Below are 23,638 nucleotides of genomic sequence, written 5' to 3' on the forward strand. Positions count from 1 at the left end.
TGACGGTGACGCTTCCGGCGGGGGCGACGCTGACGGCCTCGAGTGGTGCGACGGTGACAGCGGGTGTGGATCCCTTGCAGCGGATCGTGACCGTTCCGTTGGGGACGAATGTGACCTTGACGGCGGGCAACGGAGTGTGTCCCACGGAGGTCCGCACGTTTGTGGCCCCGAGCTGTCCGCCGTGTGTGGTACCGGCCCTGACGGTGACGGGTCCGGTGTGCGACACGGCCACGGGGACCTACAGCATCGGTTTCTCGACGAGTGCGGGAGCGAGTGTGACGGCCAACGCCGGGACATTGGATGTAGTCAATAGTCGAATTACGGGCATCACGCTGGGCACGAGTGTGACGGTGGTGGCCAGCAACGGTTGTGGACTGACGCGGGAGATCGTGACCTCACCGGCCAGTTGTTCGGCCAACCCACTGTGCGAGGGCTTCGAGCTGAGTGTGGGCCAGGGTGTGTGTGTGGACGGGGTGACCTACATCGCCAGTGTGACGGTGAGCGGGGGCGCGAGTCTGACGGTTTTAGGAGCGACGAGCTTCAGTAACGGAGTGATCACGGCCGCTGTGGGCACGAATGTGACGGTGCTGGCGGGTCTGTCGGGTTGCGAGACCAAGCGTCAGGAGCTCGTCAGTCCGACGAGTTGTACGGTGACGTGTGCCAGCCCGTTGATGAGCGTGGCGGGTCCGGTGTGCGATGGCAACAACCTGACCTACCGCCTGACGGTAACGGTTCCGGCGGGGGCGACGCTGACGGCCTCGAGTGGTGCGACGGTGACAGCGGGTGTGGATCCCTTGCAGCGGATCGTGACGGTGAGTCTGGGGACGAATGTGACGTTGACGGCGGGCAACGGGGTGTGTCCCACGGAGGTCCGCACGTTTGTGGCCCCGAGCTGTCCGCCGTGTCAGAAACCGACGCTGTCATTGACGGGTCCGGTGTGTGACACAGCGACAGGGACCTATAGTGTAGGCTATGAAGTGAGTGTGGGGGCAAGCATAACAGCCAGCTCAGGCACGCATGATACGGTCAATCAGAGATTCACGGGCATCAGCGTGGGCACCAGCATAACGGTGGTAGCCAGCAACAACTGTGGGGCCTTAAGTTCGCTGGTGATCAACTCGCCGGTGAGCTGTACGACTAGTCCGCAGTGTCCGGAACTGGTGGAATTGAAAGTGGGTCAGCCGGTGTGTCTAAATGGGGTGAGTTATGCGGTGAGCGTAACGGCAACGGCCGGGGCTTCGTTGACCACCATTGGTGGGGGTAACTATGCCAACGGAGTGGTCACTGTACCGGTGGGTACAAACGTGACGATCGTGGCTAGCCTGCCGAACTGTCCGCCAGTGACGGCTCCGATCACCAGCCCGGCTTCGTGTACAAATACGTGTGCAGAACCGCTGGTAAGTGTTGCAGGCGTCCTCTGTGATGGCAACAATGTCACCTACCGTGTGGTGTTTACGGCTCCAGCCGGGGTAACGGTGACAGCCAGCAGCGGAGTTGTGAGTGGCAATCAGATCACGGGTATTGCGTTGGGTCAACCCGTGAGTGTGACAGCGCGCAACGGTAGCTGTCCGGCTCAGGTGATCGATCTGAATGCCCCAACTTGCCCATGTAGTCTGAGTGCAACACTGGCTGCAAGCAACACGGTTGTCTGTGTGGGTAGTTCGTTGGTCTTAACTGCAACCGTAGTACCGACAGGACCATATACGTATACCTGGAGCGGTCCGAACTTCAGCACCGTAACCACTGTACCGACCGTATCGATTCCGAATGCGACGGTTGCTAACAGCGGTAGCTATAGCGTGGTGGTTGCGAACGCAACGGGTTGTAGCACAACAGCTGTTACACCGGTTTCCATCACGGTAACCCCGGCACCGACGTCATCTAGCAATGTTGTTCTGTCGATCTGTAACAATGAGACGGTTGATTTGGCACCGTACTTCCCGGCGGGTGGTACATTCACAGAAATCACCAGCAGTAGTGCGTTGGTGGGTTCGATCTTCAACGGAATTGTTTCGCAGGCAGGTACATTCAGCGTGACCTACTCTTCAGTGGTTACGGGATGCGGTAGCTCAACGTCGGTTGCCACAATCATTGTGCGTAGCTGTAGCCCGCCACCGTGTGATTTCCCGATCAGTACGGGCGTCGTCGATGCCAATTGTGGGGCTAATGACGGACGTGCCCAGGCACTGGTTGGCGGATTGCCGAGTGGAGCGACGGTAGGCTATAACTGGAGCAATGGCGCCAGCGGACCGCAAATCACGGGTCTTGTGGCCGGGGTATATTCCGTAACCGCGACGGTTACCAATGTGCCGGGGGCTCCTTACCTTAAAGGGTGTATTGTGGTCGATACAATTAATGTAGACGAAATCGGTGGCCCCGAGGCTGTCGAAGCCGGTATCATTCCAGCGAGCTGTCCGGCTAATAACAATGGTCAGGTAACGATTAACATTCGGCGAGGTACAGCTCCCTTTGTGATTACTTATACAGGTCCAGTCAATGGTTCTGAGCCAGTCGCTAATTTGGGTAATCAGACTATAACAAATTTGCCGGCGGGTGATTATGTGTTCAAAATTACCAGTACTGTCAGCGGTGCCACCTGTTCAGGCTTTGTACCGGTTCATATTCCGCGCGATGATTCAGGTCGAATTTCTGTGACGCCAACGCCGACGAATGCGGTGGCTTGCGGATCGCCGACGGGCAAAATTCAGTATACGGTTAATCTCCAGCCGGGCGTACTGGCCCCCTTTACCTATTTGCTCAATGGACAGGTAGTCGGAACGTCAACGTTGCCAACCTACACGCTGGAAAATCTCGTAGCGGGTGCGTACGTCGTGAGCGTCATCAGTGCAGATGGTTGTACGGCCGCCGAAGTTCCGGTCATTATCAAAGATACCGGAGCACCGGCCATAACGGGCTGGACTGCAATCGATGCGAAGTGTCCGACCGATGTAGCGTCACTCTCCTTTGTTGGTGGACAACCGGCTACTACACAATACAAAGTAACCAGTGTTGAGAACGGTGGAACGATCACTGTAGTGTCGGGTAACCAGCCCACTTCGTTGGTGGTAAGCGTCGGTTCTTACGCGATCATCCGGACGAGTACAATGGATAACTGTACGTCGGTCGATACATTGATCATCAATGCCCCGACGGGTCTGGATTTCAACGTTCAGTATGCTGCGGCCACTTGTGGGCCGGATGGATCCGCTCAGGCTGACGGTAAGATCTGGGTCGTGAAAATTGACGGCGGAAAAGATCCTCATGCGGTGCGTGTTCTCGATAGCAATAATACGGTTGTCGGCAGTACCACGGCTACATCGGGGCTGAACTCAGGTAACTACATTATTGAAGTGACCGATGCAAATGGGTGCTCGGGTATTCAACAACTGCTGATCACCATCCCGGATTGCCGGAAAATCTGCCCGGTACTACCGGTTGATCGGGTCGTGTATGATCCGAATTGCGGAGCCAGCGATGGTACGGCGACGGCTTCATTGGGAGGCTTACCGGCCGGAAGCGTGGTCGATTATATCTGGAGTAATGGTCAGAACGGACCGACTGCACTGGGCTTAAGCAAAGGCGTTTATTCCGTGACAGCCATTGTGACGAGCTCTACCGACGGTAACGCGGTGGGTTGCCAGTATATGGCTACGGTGAATGTCAATGAGGTCGGTGGTCCGATTCCAACGCCTGTGGCGATCATTCCATCGCGTTGCTCAGCCAACACGGGTGTTGTTTCCTTGAGTATCACGGGCGGTACCGCACCTTATAAAGTGACCTGGACCGGCCCGAATGGCGTCACGGGTAGTCAGGCCGCGCCGAACCCCGCGTCCACCCCAGTCCAGAACCTGGCCCCAGGTAGTTACACCTTCGTCGTGACGGGAACCGGTTCACCGTGTCAGGGTGTAATGGATGTGACCATTCCGGTATCTACTTCAGCCGATATCACGCTAACCGCTGTTCCAACCAACGTAGGAAGCTGCGGAGCCAGCAATGGGTCACTGTTTGTGACGGTAACGGGAGGGACACCAGATTACAGCTTTACGCTGAACGGTCAGCCTTATGCCACGCAACCAGGAACAACGCTGCCAATTCCCAACTTACCGGCCGGGTATTACACGATCGGTGTAACAGCAGCCAATGGGTGTACGACCAGCATATCGGCCGTCATCAGCACCACTGGTGGCCCGGCTGTGTCGGGATGGACAGCCGAAAGTCCGCTTTGTCCGGCCAATACCGGTGCCCTGAAATTTGCAGGTGGTCAGGCCGCCACGGTGAGCTACCGGGTACTGTTGGGTGGCACGACGTTAATTGCAACAGTACCGGGCAACCAGACGGCGAATGTGACCGTATCGCGTGGCGTATACGTGATTGAACGAAGCGATAACAACTGTATCAGTTCGTACCAATCCTTCACGATCACCTCACCGGATGGTTTGGACTTCAATGTGCAACGGACGGGTGAAACCTGCGGTGTTGGCGGAACGGGTAACCGCGATGGCAGCATCCGGGTCATTCAGGTCAATGGTGGTACGGAACCCCACAGTGTAACCATCTTGAACGGTCAGAATCAGGTAGTCCAAAACGCAAATGCCCTGGCTGCTGGTCAGTACAGAGTGATTGTCGCGGATGCGAACGGCTGTTCGGGCGTCAGAGATGTTCTGGTGACGGTACCTCCCTGTCAGCAAGTGTGTCCAACCCTCAGCTTTAACAAGAAAGTATTCGATACGCAATGCGGTCAGGCTGGTGGTACGGCAACTGCTACCTTGTTGGGTGCACCGCCGTTCATCACGTACGAATGGAGCAATGGCATGAACGGATCAAGTATCGCAAACCTGCCTTCCGGTATCTATAGCGTAACGGCGACAGTTACGACCCAAAACGGATTGTACAATGGTTGTCAGTATACCGACACCGTACACGTCAATGATATCGGCGCGCCAATTGCTGAGATCATTCAGACATCCGGCGCTAGCTGTACGGCGTCGAACGGGAGTGTTATTCTGAATATTTCCGGCGGCACAACGCCTTATACGGTTAGCTGGACGGGAGCGGCTTCTTCATCGAGATCGGTGACTGCGAGCCCGGTTCAGATTCCCGGATTGCCTGCTGGTGATTACATCTTCACGATAACGGGCGGTACATCAACCTGTCGTTCGTTCGTAGAAGTAACGATTCCGCATAACGATACGGCGGTTATGAATGTATCGGCGACACCAACGGATGTTTCGGGTTGCGGAGCTTCGGATGGTTCGATCAGCCTGAATGTAACGGGTGGTACCGCACCGTTCTTCTATGTCGTGGATGGGTATATCAACCTGTCCGAGACTGGTCGGACACCAAACTTCCCGAATCTGCCAGCAGGACTGCATACCATCCGTGTACAAGATGCCAGTGGATGTCTGGTTGAGAAGAAAGATATTCTGATCAATACCACAGGAAATCCGCCGATCACGGGCTGGACAAAAACCGACGCTCAGTGTGCAAATAACACGGGTACGTTGGTCTACACACCGACTCCGGGTATTGCCAGTGATCAGTATGTGGTTCGGATCGCCGGATCGAATACCGTCATCGGTCAGACGGCTGGTACTGCAAGCGCGTCCTTCACGGTAGCAGGTGGCACGTATTTAGTAACCCGAACCAGTTCTAACTCGTGCGTGGCCGTCGATACACTGATTGTCAATCAGCCGAAAGGTTTTGAAATCAACATTCAGGCCGTTTCGCCCACCTGTGCATCGCTGACCAGTGGCAGTATCACGGTAGTCCAGACTACCGGCGGTACGGCTGATTATCTGACGGAGGTGAGCAGTACGACCGGAGTTGTCTCGAGTCCGGTAGCCCTGGGTGCTGGTAGTTATACCGTCACGGTAACCGATGCCAAAGGGTGTACGATCAGTGACGTTGTAAGCCTCACGCTCGGGTCATGTAACTTCTGTTTCAACCCCTATGTGTACCTACAAGGTTCTTTGATCGATGAAGATGGAATCTGGCCGACGAATCCGGTAACCAGTACAGTAACTGCCGGACAACCGTTGATGCGTGATGACTTGCGTGCACTGGGAATCATTCCGTTATCCGATCCGTACCGGATGGCGCCCTACATCACGACGTTCTATCCGGGAGGTATCGGTTCTGTTCCTGCTCTGGATCCCTTCAACGAAACGATTACGAATCCGGCGGTTACGTTAGCGGATCGGGGTGAAAACTCAGTGGTAGACTGGGTGCTGGTCGAATTCCGTGACAAAACGAATCCGTCGATTGTCAAGTACACTCGTTCCGGTCTGGTATTGCGGAATGGCACGATTGTGGATGTAGACGGAACGTCTTGTCTGGATATCAGCCACGTGGAACCGGGAGACTACTATGTGGCCGTTCGTCATCGGAATCACCTGGGTGTGATGACGCAGACCACGCGTAGCCTGAATGTAACGGGATCGAATGTGACGGTTGACTTCCGCACCCTTACCCCAGCGCAGATCTGGCACGATACCAGTGATCCGAATATCATCAATCTGTACGGTGATAAAGAACGCCGGGATATTTCCTGGGCTCCGGGATACTATGCACTGTGGGGTGGTAACGCCAACCGTGAGGATAAGACAATCTTCCAGGGGCAGGACAATGATCCACAGGAAGTGTTCAATCAGATTATCACCGCTCCTGGAAATATAGCTAACCTCCAGTCGTACATTCTGAATGGTTATTTCAGTGGAGATGTCAACATGAATGGCCAAACAATCTTCCAGGGACAAGGTAATGATTCACATATCATTTATAACATCATGATTCAGCACCCAAGTAATATATTGAATGTGCAATCATTTGTTATTCAGCAACAACTGCCTTGAGTCGGTAGGGAGATAGGATGGACATTATGAGAAAGAGAGTAATGAAATTAGGTAGCAGTCTAAAAGACATGATTAAGATGAAAGCTGTACTGAATTTTTGGCTTAGATCCTGGATACTGTTGCTCCCGCTTTATTTGGCGGGAGCTTGGGGAAGTGTAAGCCAGGCGCAGAATGTGCCGGGTTGTGATCCGAGAGCCAGGACGCCAGTGGTCGACTTTCAGTTGACGTACGATCCGGCCACCAATCGGTATACGACCTGGTACATTCCAACCGATAATTCTCTTCATCGCCTGGTAACGGGTCAGTTTACCATCGTTGCTCCCAACGGGTTTACTACACCCGGTGCTAACGGGCGTGATGCCAGTTTTCAGATTACCAATATAAATGGTGTTTGGTCTCCCGATGAAGTTGTTGATAATGAATATATTACATCGCTTGGGGTGGCAACGATACCTGAATTGAATGGCCTGGCCGTTCACCAAGTGGGGATGGCTCTGTCAGCCGTTGACGTGGACCCGGATGGTTCAGGGCCATTGAGTACGATGGCGCCAGTTACATCGGGTGTTCCGGTACCGCTCTTCTCTTTTCCGGGTAACGGCTGTGCGGCAGTACTCCGGATTCTCGTCAATGGTGAGCCGATCCGAAATGCCATTCTTTCAAGGTTCGGTGCCAATGTCAACAATAACCTGACAATTCAGATTCCAAGAGCTCCTCAAATTCCTAACCTGGAACGGTATTGCAAAAATGCTCCGCTTGATTCTGTACAAATTGTATTACCCGATATTCAAGATGATACCCAAACTTTATGTGCTACTTCTACATCCTATTCTAATAATTATTTCACGCAGGTTTTTCGGAATTGGAATCCGGCCAATTTACCAGCCGGTACATTTGTCGTACCGGCAAATGCCCAACAATGGTCGGGGTTTACAGTAACGCCTTCTTCACTCTCCGCCAACGTATCGATCAATGCGACCACGGGGGCTTATACGGTTACTTTTCCCGTCGTGGGAGGGGTAACCCAACCCGGTTCTGTAACCATTTGTAACACCCTGCGGGATAGTTGTAACACCGCAAGCGACCAGGCGTGCGTCATCGTCTCGTGGCTTAGTTCGGGCCAGGTGTCAATTACAAACAATCCGACGGTCTGTCTTTCGAACGGAACTACCACTGTCTCGTTGACGGCCACTTCCGGTTTTGCCAGCTACGACTGGACCGGGCCTGGCTTAACGGCCACCATGGGTAATCCGGTTACCGCTACGTTATCGGCAGCCGGTGTCTACTCCTATACCGTTATCGTCAGTAACGGCCAATCTTGTACGGCCTCGAATGTGACGTCGGTTACTGTCCTGAATGGGGCTGATCTAACGGGCATAACGCCAACCAACCCGACATCCTGTTCGGGGTCCGACGGAATGGCAACCTTAACGGGTTTGATGGCGGGTCAAAGTTATTCCATTACCTATACGCGCAATGGCGGTGCTCCAGTTACGCAGACACTGACGGCCAATGGGACGGGTCAGGTAGTGGTTACCGGCTTATCGGCTGGAATCTATTCTTTTACGGCTTTCACTGGTGTGTGTGCAAGCATGCCTGTATCCGTTACCCTAACAGACCCTAATCCGCCGACTGTTCCAACAATTACCGTCAACCCTTCCGCAACCATTTGTCTGGGAACCAGCTTGACATTATCGGCGACCGGATCGGCCAATGCCAGTTTTAACTGGGTGGGTTCGAATTTATCGCAGCCAACAGGCAATCCGGTTACCGCGACACCCAACACGGCTGGGAGCTTTGTGTACACGGTAACCCAGACGGTGAACGGCTGTACTTCGGCACCAGCCAGTACAACCGTTACGGTTCATCCAACACCAACCGTTACCGCCACCTCTACCACCGTTACGGCCTGTATTGGAGGCAGTTTTGATTTGACCGCTACCCCTTCAGGGGGAACTCCTGGCTATCTCTTTACGTGGAACGGGCCGAATTATTCGACAACCACCACGGCCAATCCGGTTACGGTTTCCAATGCTATACTGGCACAGACCGGAAACTATACGGTCACGGTAACTGATGCAAACGGTTGTACCGCTACCGGAATGACCCCGGTTTCCGTGAGTGTGGTTAACTGCTGTTCGTTGACAGCAACGGCTACATCCAGCCAGAGTGTCCTGTGCGCCGGAGGTAATGCAACGCTCTCCGTGACAACACAAGGAGCGATCGGTACCCTCACGTACCAGTGGAGTCCCAATGTCGTACCGGGTACGAGCCAAAGTGTGACCGTCTCGCCGACCACCGCAACAACGTATACCGTAGTGGTGACGGATACAGGATCACCCAATTGTAGCCGGATTGCTACGGTGACGGTGATGGTGAATCCCGCACCGGTAATTAATTTAACGACTTTCTCTTCAACCGTCTGTGCCGGAAACAGCATTCAATTGACAACCAATGTGACCACCGGAACCGTGCCACCGTACACGTATGTCTGGACGGGTCCTAACTTTGCCACGACAACGACCGTTAATACGGTTAGTGTTCCCAACGCAACAACGGCAAATAGCGGAAGTTATACCGTGGTTATGACGGATGCGAATGGTTGCAGCGCCACGGCGACCACACCGGTGGCAGTGACCGTAACTCCATTACCGACATTTTCACTTGTTCCATCAAATCCTACATCGTGTTCAGGAATAAATGGGAGTATTGCGATCAACGGATTAGTTAGCGGACAAATCTATACGGTCAGTTACTCGCAAAACGGAACGGGTTCGCAGTCGAGTTCACAACTTGCTTCGGGGGGGCAGATCGTGCTGAATAATTTGACGGCCGGTGTCTACTCCGTGACGGTGGCGATAAATGGCTGCGCATCGGCTCCCCAATCGGTTACCCTGACGGATCCGACGCAGCCTGCTCCGCCGGTTATAACACCAGGCCCCTCCACAACCATCTGTTTGGGTGGGTCAGTGACACTGACGGCTATGGGTACAAACCTGCAGTGGGTCGGAACAAACTTGACCCCCTTGACCGGAAGCCCAGTCATTGCATCTCCGGGTACCTCAGGCAATTTTATTTATACCGTAACCCAGACTGTGGCAGGTTGTGCGTCCTTACCGGCGAGTGTTACTGTCATTGTCAATCCTACTCCTAGCATTGCCAGTGTAACGGCTCCGCCGACCTGCGTAGGGCAGCCGCTGAGTCTGTCGGCAACGATTACCGGTGGAACTTTACAGTATAACGTTAGCTGGCGAACCCCTGACGGACTCACACTGCCCGGAAATCCGCTGACTCGTTCTAATGCCCAGGTCAGCATGGGTGGTAATTACACAGTGATTGTCAGCGATGCCAATAGCTGCACGGCTACCCAGGTGGTAAGTACAACCGTTGGGGCGTCTCCCAATGTGCAGGTACAACCCCAACAGGCGTGTGCGGGGGGGGATATAACCTTAACTGCTACGGGAGGAGCAGGTAATTATTTCTGGACAGGCCCAAATGGTTTCACGGCTACAGGGCAAATCGTTGTCTTATCGAATGTGGATGCTTCCGATGCCGGGAGTTACACAGTGGTTGTAACCGGCGGGAATGCCTGTACAGGTACAGCCACTGGAGTCGTAGCGGTAAATCCCGGACCTGTAATTAAAGCCAGTTTTGTTTCAACGACAGTCTGTATTGGCAGTACCTTATATTTGCTTGGCGATATAACAACCGGCTCCGTGCCACCTTATCAGTATAATTGGGTTGGTCCGGATGGCTTTTCTTCCACCGCTCAAAATCCAACCATCTCATCTGCACAGGTCAGCAATAGCGGCAGTTATACATTTACCATAACCGATAAGAATGGCTGTAGCGCCACGACGACAACACCGGTTTCAGTAACAGTTAAAGATTGCTGTCCTCCTCGGGTGGCGAGTATTTCGGTAACGGCGCAGGATCCGGCTTCCTGCGGGGGCAGCAATGGATCGGCGACGGTGAGTTTGTTACCTGCTTCTCCGGCGGGAGCCAGCCTCAGCTACCAGTGGAGAAACTTGGTGACCAATGCACTGGTCAGTACCAGCGCATCCGCAACCGGGCTGGTGGCAGGCGTCTACTCGGTAACCATCACCGAAACCATCAATCTGAGCTGTGTGCAAAGCTTCACCAGTACGGTGGCCATCAGCGAAGCCCCCGGTCCGGATGTGGATGTGCTTAGCTTAGCGGGAGCCAATTGCGGCTCAGCCAATGGCAGTGTGAGCCTGAGTGTGACAGGGGGCACAACGCCCTACAGCATCAGTTGGAGCGGGGCCGCCAGTGGTAGCACCACAGCTTCGGTCTCGCCGGTGGTGATCAATGGCCTGGTGGCGGGTAGCTACAGTTTCCGCATAACCAGTAGTGGCAGTACCTGTCAGGGTACAGAGGTAGTCAGTATCCCGGTTCTGCCCACGAGTCTGAGTCTGACGGCTCAGGTGACACAACCGATTACCTGTGGCAGTTCAGGGACAGTGGTAGTAAGCTGGAATGCGGTGGGCGGTCCTTACACGCTGACGGTGGATGGGGTGCCGATGGCCGTGAATGGGACAAGTCAGAGCTTGATTCTGGCCGCAGGTACTCACAGCCTTCAGATTGCCAGTGGGAATCCCTTGTGTGTCTCTGACAGCCGGGTGGTGCTGATCAATCCGGTACCGGCGCCGTTGGTGGTGGGCTGGAGTGTGTCTCAACAGCCGGTGTGTTCGGGGGATGTGGGTGTGATCAGTTTCGGGGGCGGTCAGTCCTCGGCCACGCAGTACAGTTTGAGTCAGTTGGGGGGGAGCTTGATTGGGGTGACGGGTGGCGATGTAGGCCGGAGTTACCCGGTGGGTTCGGGCACGTATGTAGTGAGTCGGACGGAGCCGACGGGCTGTGTGTCGAGTGACACGCTGGCGGTAATCTCGCCGGTGGCCATTAGCTACAATGTGCAGATGGTGGATGGAAGTTGTGGACAGGGGGGGAGTCTATCAGTGAACAATATTCGCGGAGGAACCGGAATTTACCTGATTGTGTACAGTGGTCCGGTATCAGGCACGGCTTTGGAAGGTCAGGTGGTGAGTGGGTTACCAGCGGGCGTTTACACGGTGACGGTGCAAGATAGCCAGGGCTGTTCGATCAGCCGAACTGATAGCCTGACCGTAGGATCGGCTCCCAGTGTGGTGGCTACCATCAGTAGTCAGACGGTATGTGTAGGAGGCAGCTTTGTGCTGGCCGCCAATGTGACACCAGTCGGAAGTTATACCTATAGTTGGAATGGACCGGGCGGGTTTGTAGGCACCGGAGCTACGGTGACAGTAGGGCCGACGACATTGGCCCAAAGTGGCAGTTATACTGTTATTGTTACTACGGCAGATGGTTGCTCAATTACTCAGGAGACCACTTCGCCAATTAGTGTGACCCCTTGTTTGCCAACCTGTAGTATAGGATTAAATATAATCGCGACGAGCGCACACTGCAATCAGTCGGATGGCGGGGCGACGGTGACGGCCAGTGGAGGTAGCGGCAGCTATAACTACCGCTGGAGCACCGGCGCGACCACCCCGACGGTGAGTGGCCTGGTCAGCGATGTGTATAGTGTGACCGTGAGCGATGCGGCCAACAGCAGTTGTTTCTCGACGACGCTGGTTGCCGTGGGTAACGCAGGTGGTCCGCAGTTGACCGTTAGCTCGACGAGTCCGGCGGTATGCACGGGTGCCACGGGTACAGCCAGTGTGACGGCCACGGGGGGAGTCGGGATTTACAGCTATCGCTGGAACACGGGGGTCAACGGGCCGACGGTGAGTGGTCTGATCAGTGGAATCTACAGTGTAACGGCGACGGACCAGGCGGGCTGCAGCGATGTGGCACTGGTAACGATTCCCAGCAGTGTCGGTAGTCTGACGGCGACGGTGAGTGGGACAACCGCCTTGTGTGGTCAGGCCACGGGTAGTGCCAGTGTGGTGGCCAGTGGCAGCAGTGGCTACCGATATTTGTGGAGCAATGGAGCGACTACGACCACTGTAAACACTCTGGTGGCAGGGATTTACAGTGTGACAGTGACCGATGGCAATGGATGCTGGATAGTGGGCAGTGTGAGTATCGATGCGGTGGGTGGTCCTACATTTACGATCAACAAGACGGATGTGAACTGTTACGGAACAGCGACGGGCCTGGCCACAGTGAATGTGGTTCAGTCGTCGGGGATACCGACGTATCGTTGGAGCACGGGGGCCTTGACGGCGAGTGTAAACAATCTGGTGGCAGGTGTTTACAGTGTGACGGTTACCGATGGCAACGGTTGTGCTTCGACGGATCAGGCGGTGATCGGTCAGCCGTCGGCAATTGTGGCCGAGTTGACCTCGAGTTCGATAGGTTGTGGCAGTACGGTGGGTACGATCACAGTCAGTAACATCAGTGGAGGAACACCAACCTACAATTACCAATGGAATACGGGAGCAACAGGACCGATGTTGAGCAATGTAGGTCCGGGCAGCTACACGGTGACGATAACGGATGCACAGGGATGTGTAGCTACAGGCACGGCGATGTTGAGCCAGCCGAACTGTCCGCTATGTCAGAAGCCAGCCCTGACCTTGACGGCCCCGGTCTGTAACACGGCCAGCGGGACCTACACGATTAGTTATCAAGTGAGCGCGGGGGCCAGTGTGACGGCCACGGGGGGCAGTCATAATGCCACTTTGCAGACGATCACCGTCAGCCAGGGGCAGTCCGTGACGGTGGTGGCCACCAGCAGTTGTGGCACTCAGAGTGTCCTTGGGGTACCGGCTCCGGTGTGTCCGCCAGCGGGCTGTACGGCCAGTGCAGGCCTGTCGGTGGGCCAGGCTCTCTGTTCGAGCACTGGGACCACGTATATGGCCAGTGTGACAGCCAGCCCCGGAGCCAGCCTGAGTGTGGTTGGGGGCGTGGGCAGCTATGCCAATGGAGTGGTGACGGCTCCGGTGGGCAGCAACGTGACAGTGGTAGCAAGCCTGGGTTGCAGTGTACAGCGGCTGGTGTTGATTAGTCCGGTGTCCTGCACTGGCACCGCCTGTGAGACTCCGCTGGTGAGTGTGTCAGGTCCGGTGTGTGAAGGTAGCACCTACAGTGTCCACTATGTAGCGGGCACGGGCGTGACGGTCAGCTCGCCATCGGGGGTTGGCCAGTTGAATCTGGCCACCCAGACCTTGAGCGGTGTACCGGTGGGGGTGAGTGTGAGTCTGACGGCGACCAACGGCAGCTGCACACAAATCATTTCGATTCTGCCGCCAACCAATTGTCTGCCAATCTGCTCACCCCGAAGGGCCTCGATCTCGATCACGGCATTGGATCCGGCTTCCTGTGGGGGCAGCAATGGCTCGGCTACGGCCACCCTGCTGCCGGGTTCGCCGGTGGGTGCCACGCTCACCTACCAGTGGCGCAACCTGGCCACCAACGCCCTGGTGAGCACCTCGGCCACGGCCAGTGGCTTGGTGGCAGGCGTCTACGCGCTGACCATCACCGAGACGACCAACAACGGGGCCTGTGTGCAGAGCTTCACGACCACCGTCTCCATCAGTGAAACACCCGGCCCCGATGTGGATGTTCTCACCGTGAGCGGAGCCAACTGCGGAGCTAGCAACGGCAGTGTGCAGTTGAGCATCACCGGTGGCAGTGCTCCTTACAGCGTCAACTGGAGTGGGGCCAGCAGTGGCGCAACGACGGCTTCGGTGAGCCCGGTAACGATTCAGGGCCTGACGGCGGGTAACTACACCTTCACCATCACCAGCCAGGGCAGCACCTGCCAGGGTACCGAGTTTGTCAGTGTGCCGGTTCTGCCCACCAGCCTGAGTCTGAGCACCCAGATCACCCAACCGGTGACCTGCGGCAGTTCGGGTACGGTGGTCGTCAGTTGGAATGCGGTAGGTGGCCCCTACCAACTGACGGTGGATGGGGTGACGAGTTCGGTGGCGGGCACCAGCCAGACGCTGATCCTGGCTGCGGGCACGCACAGCATTCAGATTGCCAGCGGCAACCCCCTGTGCGTCTCCGACAGCAGGGTGGTGGTGATCAATCCGGTGCCCGCGCCATTGGTGGCGGGCTGGAGTGTGACGCAGCAGCCGGTGTGTGCGGGTCAGGCGGGGGTAATCAGTTTCGTAGGCGGTCAGTCGCCGGGCACGCAGTACAGCTTGTCGGTGCTCAACGGGGCGCTGATCGGGGTGACGGCGGGCGATGTGACCCGCAGTTACAGTGTGGGGGCAGGTGAGTATGTGGTCACGCGCACGGAGCCGGGGGGCTGCGTGTCGAGTACGGTGCTAGTGGTGGTAAGTCCGGTGGCCATCAGCTACAACGTGCAGCCGGTGGACGGGGTGTGTGGTCAGGGGGGTAGCCTGGTGGTGACGAATGTAAGCGGGGGCGTGGGCAGTTATCAGCTGGTGTACAGCGGACCAGTCTCGGGCTCGCTGGTGGAAGGCCAGCCGGTGAGTGGGTTGCCAGCCGGGGTGTACACCATCACCGTCAGTGGCGGCAACGGATGTTCGATTAGCCGAAGTGTGAGTTTGAGCGTGGCTGCGGGTCCGAGTGTAGTAGCGACCATTAACAGTTCAACAGCGTGCGTGGGGGGCAGCTTTGTGCTGAATGCGACGGTAAGTCCGGTAGGCAGCTACACCTATACCTGGTTTGGGCCGACGGGCTTGGTCGGCAGCGGTCCAGCGGTGACGGTGGGGCAGGCGACGCTGGCCCATAGTGGCAGTTACACGGTGGTGGTAACCTCGGCGACGGGGTGCTCAACCTCCCAGGTGACGACCACCGGCATTACCATATCGACGTGTGCGCCCGTTTGTTCAATCGGCATCAATGTGATTGCAACGGCCGCCCACTGCAACCTGTCGGATGGACAGGCCACCGTGAGCGCCAGTGGAGGTAGCGGCAGCTACCTCTACCGCTGGAGTACGGGGGCCACGACGCCCACAATCACGGCCGTCGCCACGGGTGTCTACAGCATAACGGTCACCGATGCCACCAACAGCAGTTGCTTCTCGACCACGCTGGTGGCCGTAGGTAATGCCGGCGGTCCGCAAGTGACGCTGCTTTCGACAACGCCAGCCCTCTGTGGGCAGGCTACCGGAACGGCCAGTGTGACGGCCAATGGTGGTAGCAGTTATCAATATCAATGGAACAATGGGCAGGCTACTAACATCCTCAGTGGCGTCGTAGCCGGTACTTATAGTGTGACGGTCACCGACCAGGCTGGCTGTAAGGATGTGTTATTGGTGACGATTCCTGACAGTGCAGGAAGTCTGACGGCGACTGCCAGCGGCACGGCTTCAACCTGTGGGCAGGCCATGGGCACGGCAACCGTAGTAGCCAGTGGTGGCAGTGGCAACTACCTCTACCGCTGGAGTACGGGCAACACGAGTGCCAGCATCAGCAACCTGATTTCGGGCGTTTACAGTGTGACGGTGAGCGATACCAACGGGTGTTCAGTAACGTCTACGGTGAGCATTGATGAGGTGGGTGGTCCGCTGTTTACGATCAACAAGACAAATGTGAGCTGTTACGGTACCGCCACGGGCACCGCTACGGTAAACGTTACTACAAGTGTGAGTGTGCCAACTTACCGCTGGAGCACGGGAGCTGTCACGGCCAACATCAATAATCTGGTGGCGGGTGTCTATAGTGTGACAGTAACCGATGGCAACGGCTGTCGCGCAACCGATCAGGTGGTCATTGGTCAACCGGCCCCGTTGGTGGCTGAGTTGACCAGCAGTTCGATTGCCTGCGGCAGTTCGACGGGTTCGATCACGCTGAGCACGGTCAGTGGGGGCACCCCAACCTATACTTATCTGTGGAGTAATGGATTGACCTCGTCGTCGTTAGTGAGTGTGGGACCGGGCAGTTACACGGTAACAGTGACCGACGCGCTGGGTTGCGTGGCTAAAGGCACGGCAACACTGAGCTTACCAACCAATTGTACAACTTGCCAGGCTCCGCTGCTGACGCTGTCAGCGCCGGTCTGTAACACAGCAACGGGCACCTACACGATCAGTTATCAGGTCAGCGCGGGGGCCAGTGTGACGGTCAATGGCGGCACGCTCAATGCCAGCCTGCAAATGATCACCGTCACACAAGGTCAGGCCGTGACGGTAACCGCCACCAGCAGTTGCGGGACACAGAGCCAGATGGGCGTTCCGGCCCCAAGTTGTGGGCTGGGCTGTACGGTCAACGCGGGTCTGTCGGCCGGGCAGGCGATCTGCTCGGGTAGTGGCACGTATGTGGCCAGTGTGACGGCTAGTGCGGGGGCCAGCCTCAGTCTGGTTAACGGGGTGGGCAGCTACGCCAACGGTGTGGTGACAGCCCCGGTGGGTACGAATGTGACAGTGGTGGCCAGCCTGGGTTGCAGTGTGCAGCGGCTGGTGCTGGTAAGTCCGGCTTCCTGCACAGGTACTGTCTGTGAGACTCCGCTGGTGAGTGTGTCGGGTCCGGTGTGTGAAGGCAGCACCTACAGCGTGCACTATGTTGCGGGGGCCGGCGTGACGGTCAGTTCGCCGTCGGGGGTTGGTCAGTTGAACGTGGCTACGCAGACGTTGAGCGGTGTTCCGGTGGGTGTGAGTGTAAGCCTGACGGTGACCAACGGCAGTTGTATGCAGATCATCCCGATTCTGCCGCCAACCAATTGTCCAATTACAACGTGTCAGAAACCGATATTGACGGTGACGGACGTAGTGTGTTCGACGGCAACCAATAGTTATTCAGTGAGCTATCTGGTGAGTGCCGGAGCCAGTGTGACAGCCAGTACGGGTAATGTGAATGCGGTTTCCCAATTGATCACGGGAATTGCCCAGGGCCAAACGGTGACAATCGCGGCAACCAGTAGTTGCGGTAACCAAACGACCACAACGGTTTTATCACCAAGCTGTTCAGTGAGTTGTACGGCCGATGCGGGCTTGTCAGTAGGTCAGGCGATCTGCCTTAACACGGGCAGTGGCACGTATGTAGCCAGTGTGACAGCCAGTGCGGGAGCCAGCCTCAGTCTGGTTAACGGGGTGGGCAGCTACGCCAACGGTGTGGTGACAGCCCCGGTGGGTACGAATGTGACGGTGGTGGCCAGCCTGGGCTGTAGCACCGAACGGGTGGTCATCAACGGCAATGTGACCTGTGACAATCCGTGTGCAAATCCGCTCATCAGTATTGGGGGCACCAGTTGCGAAGGTACCACCTACAGTGTGAGATACACTGCTCCAACTGGCGCGACGGTCACTTCCAGTCGGGGTACGGTCAATCCTGGTACGCAAACGATTGCGGGAATTCAGGCTGGCTTACCGGTAAGCATTACAGTGACGAATGGCCAGTGTACACAAGTGATTGACGTACTGACACCAACGGATTGTCCACCGGTATGTCAGGCTCCGGCGTTGACCCTAAGTAACCCGGTTTGTAACACCGCTGCCAACACGTATTCTGTCGGGTATATGGTTACGGAAGGTGTCATAACCGTGTCTTCGAATGTGGGTCAGGTTAATGAGGTAACCCGCACGATTACGGGTATTCCGTTAGGCCAGGATGTTATAATTACCGCCAGAAATCTGGTTTGTGGTAAAACGACTTCGATGGCGGTGAAATCGCCAGCTTGTCCGGTGGGTTGCACGGCTGTAGCGGGGCTATCAGTAGGTCAGGGTATATGTCAGAACGGTAGCACGTATGTAGCCAGTGTGATGGCCAATCCGGGTGCCAGCCTGAGTTTGGTCAACGGAGTGGGCAGTTATGCCAATGGTATAGTGACTGCACCGGTAGGCACCAACGTAACGGTGGTTGCTGCCTTGGGTTGCAGTATACAGGCTATAGAGATCGTCAGTCCGACCTGTACAACTCCCTGCGAAGATCCCCTGATTAGCGTAGGAGGTACAAGTTGTGGCGGTACCACCTATAGCGTGCAATACACGGTTTCGGTGGGAGTAAGCGTAACGGCAAACGCAGGTTTCGTCAATGCAGCTACGCAGATGATCACGGGTATTCCGGCGGGAACACCGGTAAGCATTACAGCAGCTAACGGAGCATGTGTACCCCAAGTGATGGTCGTTTCATCACCAGTCAATTGCACCGTTTGTCATAGTCAAAATGGTACGATTACCGTTCCCGCCGTTCCGGAAAATTCCAGAAACTGGCTCGAAACGTATACATTGACGATTACGCCAATTGTAGTCAACTGCTATGAATCGCTGGCTTACCTGGTCACGGATGTTGCGGGTACAATCCTCTACGTGAGCAATACTCCAAGTTTCACCGGGGTTGCTCCGGGGACGTATTTGGTCTACGCAACCACGAGACCGCTTAATTCGATTATCGGTAAAAATATTAACACGGCCTGGGATCTTTTAGTGGATTCTCCGTGTATGTGGATAGCCTCTGCTCCCTATGTCATGGTCGTTTGCGCTTCAACGAACGAACCACCGTTGGTGCCGGGGAAACCGGTCATTACGGAACCGGGGAAACCTATAACGGTCTGTCTGCCGATCACCGATCCAAACCCGGGCGATACACACACCACGCAATTGTGCGCTCAACCGGCCCATGGCACGGTCACGACGCCCGTGGTCGACAACCAGACGCACCAGGTATGCTTTACGTACACGCCGGACCCGGCTTACACGGGGATGGATCAGGTTTGTTTGATCACCTGTGACCAGGGTGGCCTGTGTGACACGACGTATGTCCCCATCACGATTGTGCCCACGCTGCCCCCCACGGTCGACCCCAAACCGCCGGTAGTCCCCGTTACGCCCATTGTAACCATCACGGGTATTCCCAAAACCGAATGTTATCCGATTCTGGACCCCAACGTGGGCGATGTACACAGCTATACCGTATGTGGGCAACCGGCTCATGGCACGGTCAATGTGTCAATCAACAACCAGACGCATCAGGTTTGTGTGACGTATACACCGAACGCGGGGTATAGCGGACCTGACCAATTATGCCTGCACATTTGTGATCAGACGGGTTTGTGTACGGACGTAATCATTCCCATTGTGGTTATTCCGATTCCTCAGCCCCCAACCGTTCCGCAGCCGCCGATCGTGGTGCCGCCGGTCATCGTTACGCCCGTGGATGTGCCGCAAACCGTGTGTGTGCAGATCAATGACCCGAATGTTGGGGACTTTCACACCACCAGGATCTGCGGTCAGCCGACGGCCGGTACCTTGACTGTGGGAGCGGTTAACAACCAGACGCATATGGTCTGTGTAACGTACACGCCACCACCGGGTTACAGTGGTCAACCGTTGGGTGGCTGCCTCGAGGTGTGTGATCAGGCGGGTCTTTGTACGCAGGTGCCTGTTACCATCACGGTCATTCCGGATCCTTCGACGCCCTGCCCGACCATTTCGTCGATTTCGACCAATCCGACCACTTGCACCGCTAACAACGGTAGTGTAACACTGCTTGGGTTGACGGCCGGTCAGAGCTATACGGTGTGTTACACAAAGGATCAAACTGCACCGCTCTGCCAGACCTTGACAGCGAACCAGAACGGACGGATTGTGCTGTCGGGCCTGGGTGTAGGCGTCTATACGAACATTACAGTAAGTCAAAATAGCTGTACGAGTAACGCCCTGTCCGCCGTTCTCTCCGGAGGATTGCCGGCGCCAACCGCAACGTGCAGTGTTACGGCGGTTTGTATGGGCGAAAGCATAACGCTCACGGCTTCCGGAACGAATATTCAGTGGTTTGGTCCCGGATTGCTCTCCAATACCGGAAGCCCCGTAACGGCCATCCCGAATGTAACCGGTATCGTAACGTACTCGGCGATTCAATCGGCCAATGGGTGCGTTTCACCCCCGGCTGTTGTGACGGTTGTGGTCAAACCGACCCCGACGTTCTCCTTGACAGCGACCAACCCGACGGTTTGCAACGGCACCGATGGCAGCATGACCCTCAGTGGGTTGACGCCGGGCCAAAGCTATACGGTTTGTTACACAAAAGACGGCGGACTGCCGGTCTGCGCTGAGCGGCTGGCGAATGTGAACGGCCTGCTGGTTATTAGTGGTCTGTCGGCGGGTTCGTATACCAACATTACCGTCAACGAGCTGGGTTGCCTGAGTGTACCCAAAGCGATTACCCTGACGAATCCGGCTTTGCCCGCGCCGACGATTACGGTGGCACCGAGCACGACCATTTGTCTGGGGCAACCGATTAGCCTGACGGCAAGCGGAGCGCCGGGGGCAACCTTCACCTGGAAAGGGTTGGGGCTGCTCGGGACGACGGGTAGCGTGGTAACGGCCAATCCGCAGTCTACTGGTACGTTGAGTTATACCGTAACGCAGACCATTGCCGGTTGCGGATCATCTTTCACCGTGACATCCATTACCGTAAATCCGGTACCGAGTGCGGTTGTGATCAGTAAAACCGATCCGACCAATTGCGCCAATCCAAATGGGGTAATTACCCTCGGTGGCCTGCTGTCCAACCAAAATTACACGGTTTGTTACCGGGTCAACAACGCCGGTTCTCCCGTTTGCCAGCAACTGCCGTCGAACGCAACTGGAAACATCGCCCTGAACGGGTTGACGTCCGGGGTCTACAGCGTAACCGTTTCCAACGGGGGCTGCAGCAGCCAGCCAGTTTCGGCCACGTTGACGGGTCAAACGCCGGTGCAGCCCACGGTGAACGTTCTGCCGAGTGCAACCGTTTGCTTGGGTCAGTCGGTTACCCTGACAGCTTCCAGCTCCGCGCAAGGAACCTTTACGTGGTCCGGGCCTGATTTGTCAGGAGTTGCGGGTGGAACGTTGACAACAACTCCGACCGCGACGGGCGTGCTGACGTACACGGTAACGCAAAATGTAAACGGTTGTACGTCGATACCCGCTACGGTTTCCATCACGGTGGTGGCTATTCCGGCTCCGACTCTGGTGGCTACGACGGCCCCGACGACCTGTTCCGGTACCAATGGTAGCCTTACCCTCGGTGGACTCACGGCGAACCAAAGCTTTACGGTTTGCTACAGCCGCAGCGGGGCTGCCGCTCAATGCGCTCCGTTCGTAGCTACAGGTAGTGGTCAACTGGTCGTAACGGGTCTGACTTCGGGCGCCTACAGCCTGACGGTGGTTTCGGCGGGCGGTTGTCGGAATGCCGTTCCGGTATCCGCTTCGGTCGCCAGCAGTACCGCCTGTTCGGTCTGCTCGAATGCTCCGCTGATTGTTGCTCAACCGATGCTGATCTGTAAAGACAGTACCAAAACGGTTTCGATGCAGATTCTGGACGCCGATCCTGGCGATTCGTTCACGGCTACGGCCTGTGGAGTGGGCATGAGCAATGCCACGGTAACGGTAGGTGTTGATAACCAGACTCGGCAGTTGTCCATTACATACCAGGCGGCTCCCGGCTTCATCGGCATCGACCAGGTCTGTGTAACCGTGACGGATAAATGCGGAAATACGGATCAGGTTTATGTACCAATTCAGGTCATCCGTTGCGTTTGTGGGTGTACCGGAAAACCGCCGGTGGTGGTGCCCCAGCCGATTATTACCACGATCAATCAGCCCAAGGAAATTTGTGTCCCCATTGTGGATACACCGACCGACACGCATACGGCAACGGTTTGCGGGGGACCCCAGCACGGTACCGTCGAAGTGACGGTCAATAATCAGACCCACTTGCTGTGCGTCAAATATACGCCGAGCACTAATTACGTGGGCACCGACAAAGTTTGCATCACAATTTGCGATCAGACGAACCGGTGTACGGTCATCGAAGTGCCGATTACCGTGGTTGATGTGCCGAATCCGCCGGTTCTGTCGGTGGTGCCGGTCGTGACGAACTGCTCTTCGACGACCTCGGCCTACATGCCGATTCTCGATGTCAACGTCGACAATACCCACAGCGTGACCGTCGTGTCGCAACCCTTGAACGGAACGGTGTTGGCGTCGGTGGATCAGCTAACTCACCGGGTATTGATTACGTACATTCCGGCTCCGGGCTTTACAGGGAATGACAAAGCCGTCGTGCGGGTTACGGATAGCGATGGACTTTCCTCGGCTGATACGGAGGTGCCGTTGTTTGTGAATCCCGACACCTGTCCGGCGTGTGTGACGATGGAACTGAAGGTGTTGCTGGAAGGGCCTTACAACACAACGACGCAGAGGATGAACACTGTTCTGAACCAGCGGGGCTTGCTGCCGGGTCAGACGCCGATCGGTCAGTTTGCGGTGGCAACTCCGCCGGGTCAACCCTACAATACCGCGCCGTGGAATTACACCGGTACGGAGAACGTGACGACCTACGCGCCGGATGTGGTCGATTGGGTACTGGTCTCGTTGCGCACCGACGAGTTATCGACGACGCCGGTGTTCCGGGTAGCGGGTCTGTTGCACGATGATGGTCGCATCACGTTCGTCAATCCGTGCTTCAGCATCCCGGATGGGTCGTACCATGTCGTTATCGAACACCGCAATCACATGGGAGTGATGTCGCCGACGAAGGTGTCGATTGTGAATAGTCAGTTGGTGTTTGACTTCACGCTACAGGATTCGTATAAGATTGCCGACCCCCCGTCTTTTGGTGAAATAGCCGTCGACGGCAAATGGATGATGTACGGAGGTGATGGCAAGAAAGACACCTTCAGTGACAACTTCGACATCAACTTCTACGATTCCAATTTATGGAAGGATGAGAGCGGGATTTTCGATCAATACCGAAAAGGCGACTTTAACATGGACGCGGATGTGAATTTCGCCGACAGCGTCCTCTGGAAGAAAAACAACGGCCGATACTCAAAAGTACCCCATTAATACCCACAAAGGGTCCGGTGGCCAAATCCGCCGGACCCCAGATTA

The 23,638-nt window shown here is 56.1% G+C and carries 2 protein-coding genes; both read left to right on the forward strand.

All coding sequences use genetic code 11. From position 1 onward, the window contains the following. Positions 1-5: 5 nt before the first annotated feature. Positions 6-6,851: a hypothetical protein gene (locus ACO2Q8_RS23505; RefSeq protein WP_423347320.1), complete on the forward strand. Its 6,846-nt coding sequence runs from the start codon at positions 6-8 to the stop codon at positions 6,849-6,851. A gap of 119 nt (positions 6,852-6,970) precedes the next feature. After that, positions 6,971-23,593: an Ig-like domain-containing protein gene (locus ACO2Q8_RS23510; RefSeq protein ID WP_423347321.1), complete on the forward strand. Its 16,623-nt coding sequence runs from the start codon at positions 6,971-6,973 to the stop codon at positions 23,591-23,593. Positions 23,594-23,638: the final 45 nt, after the last annotated feature.

The organism is Larkinella sp. VNQ87 (assembly GCF_049445795.1).
In the GTDB taxonomy this organism is placed as follows: Bacteria; Bacteroidota; Bacteroidia; order Cytophagales; family Spirosomataceae; genus Larkinella.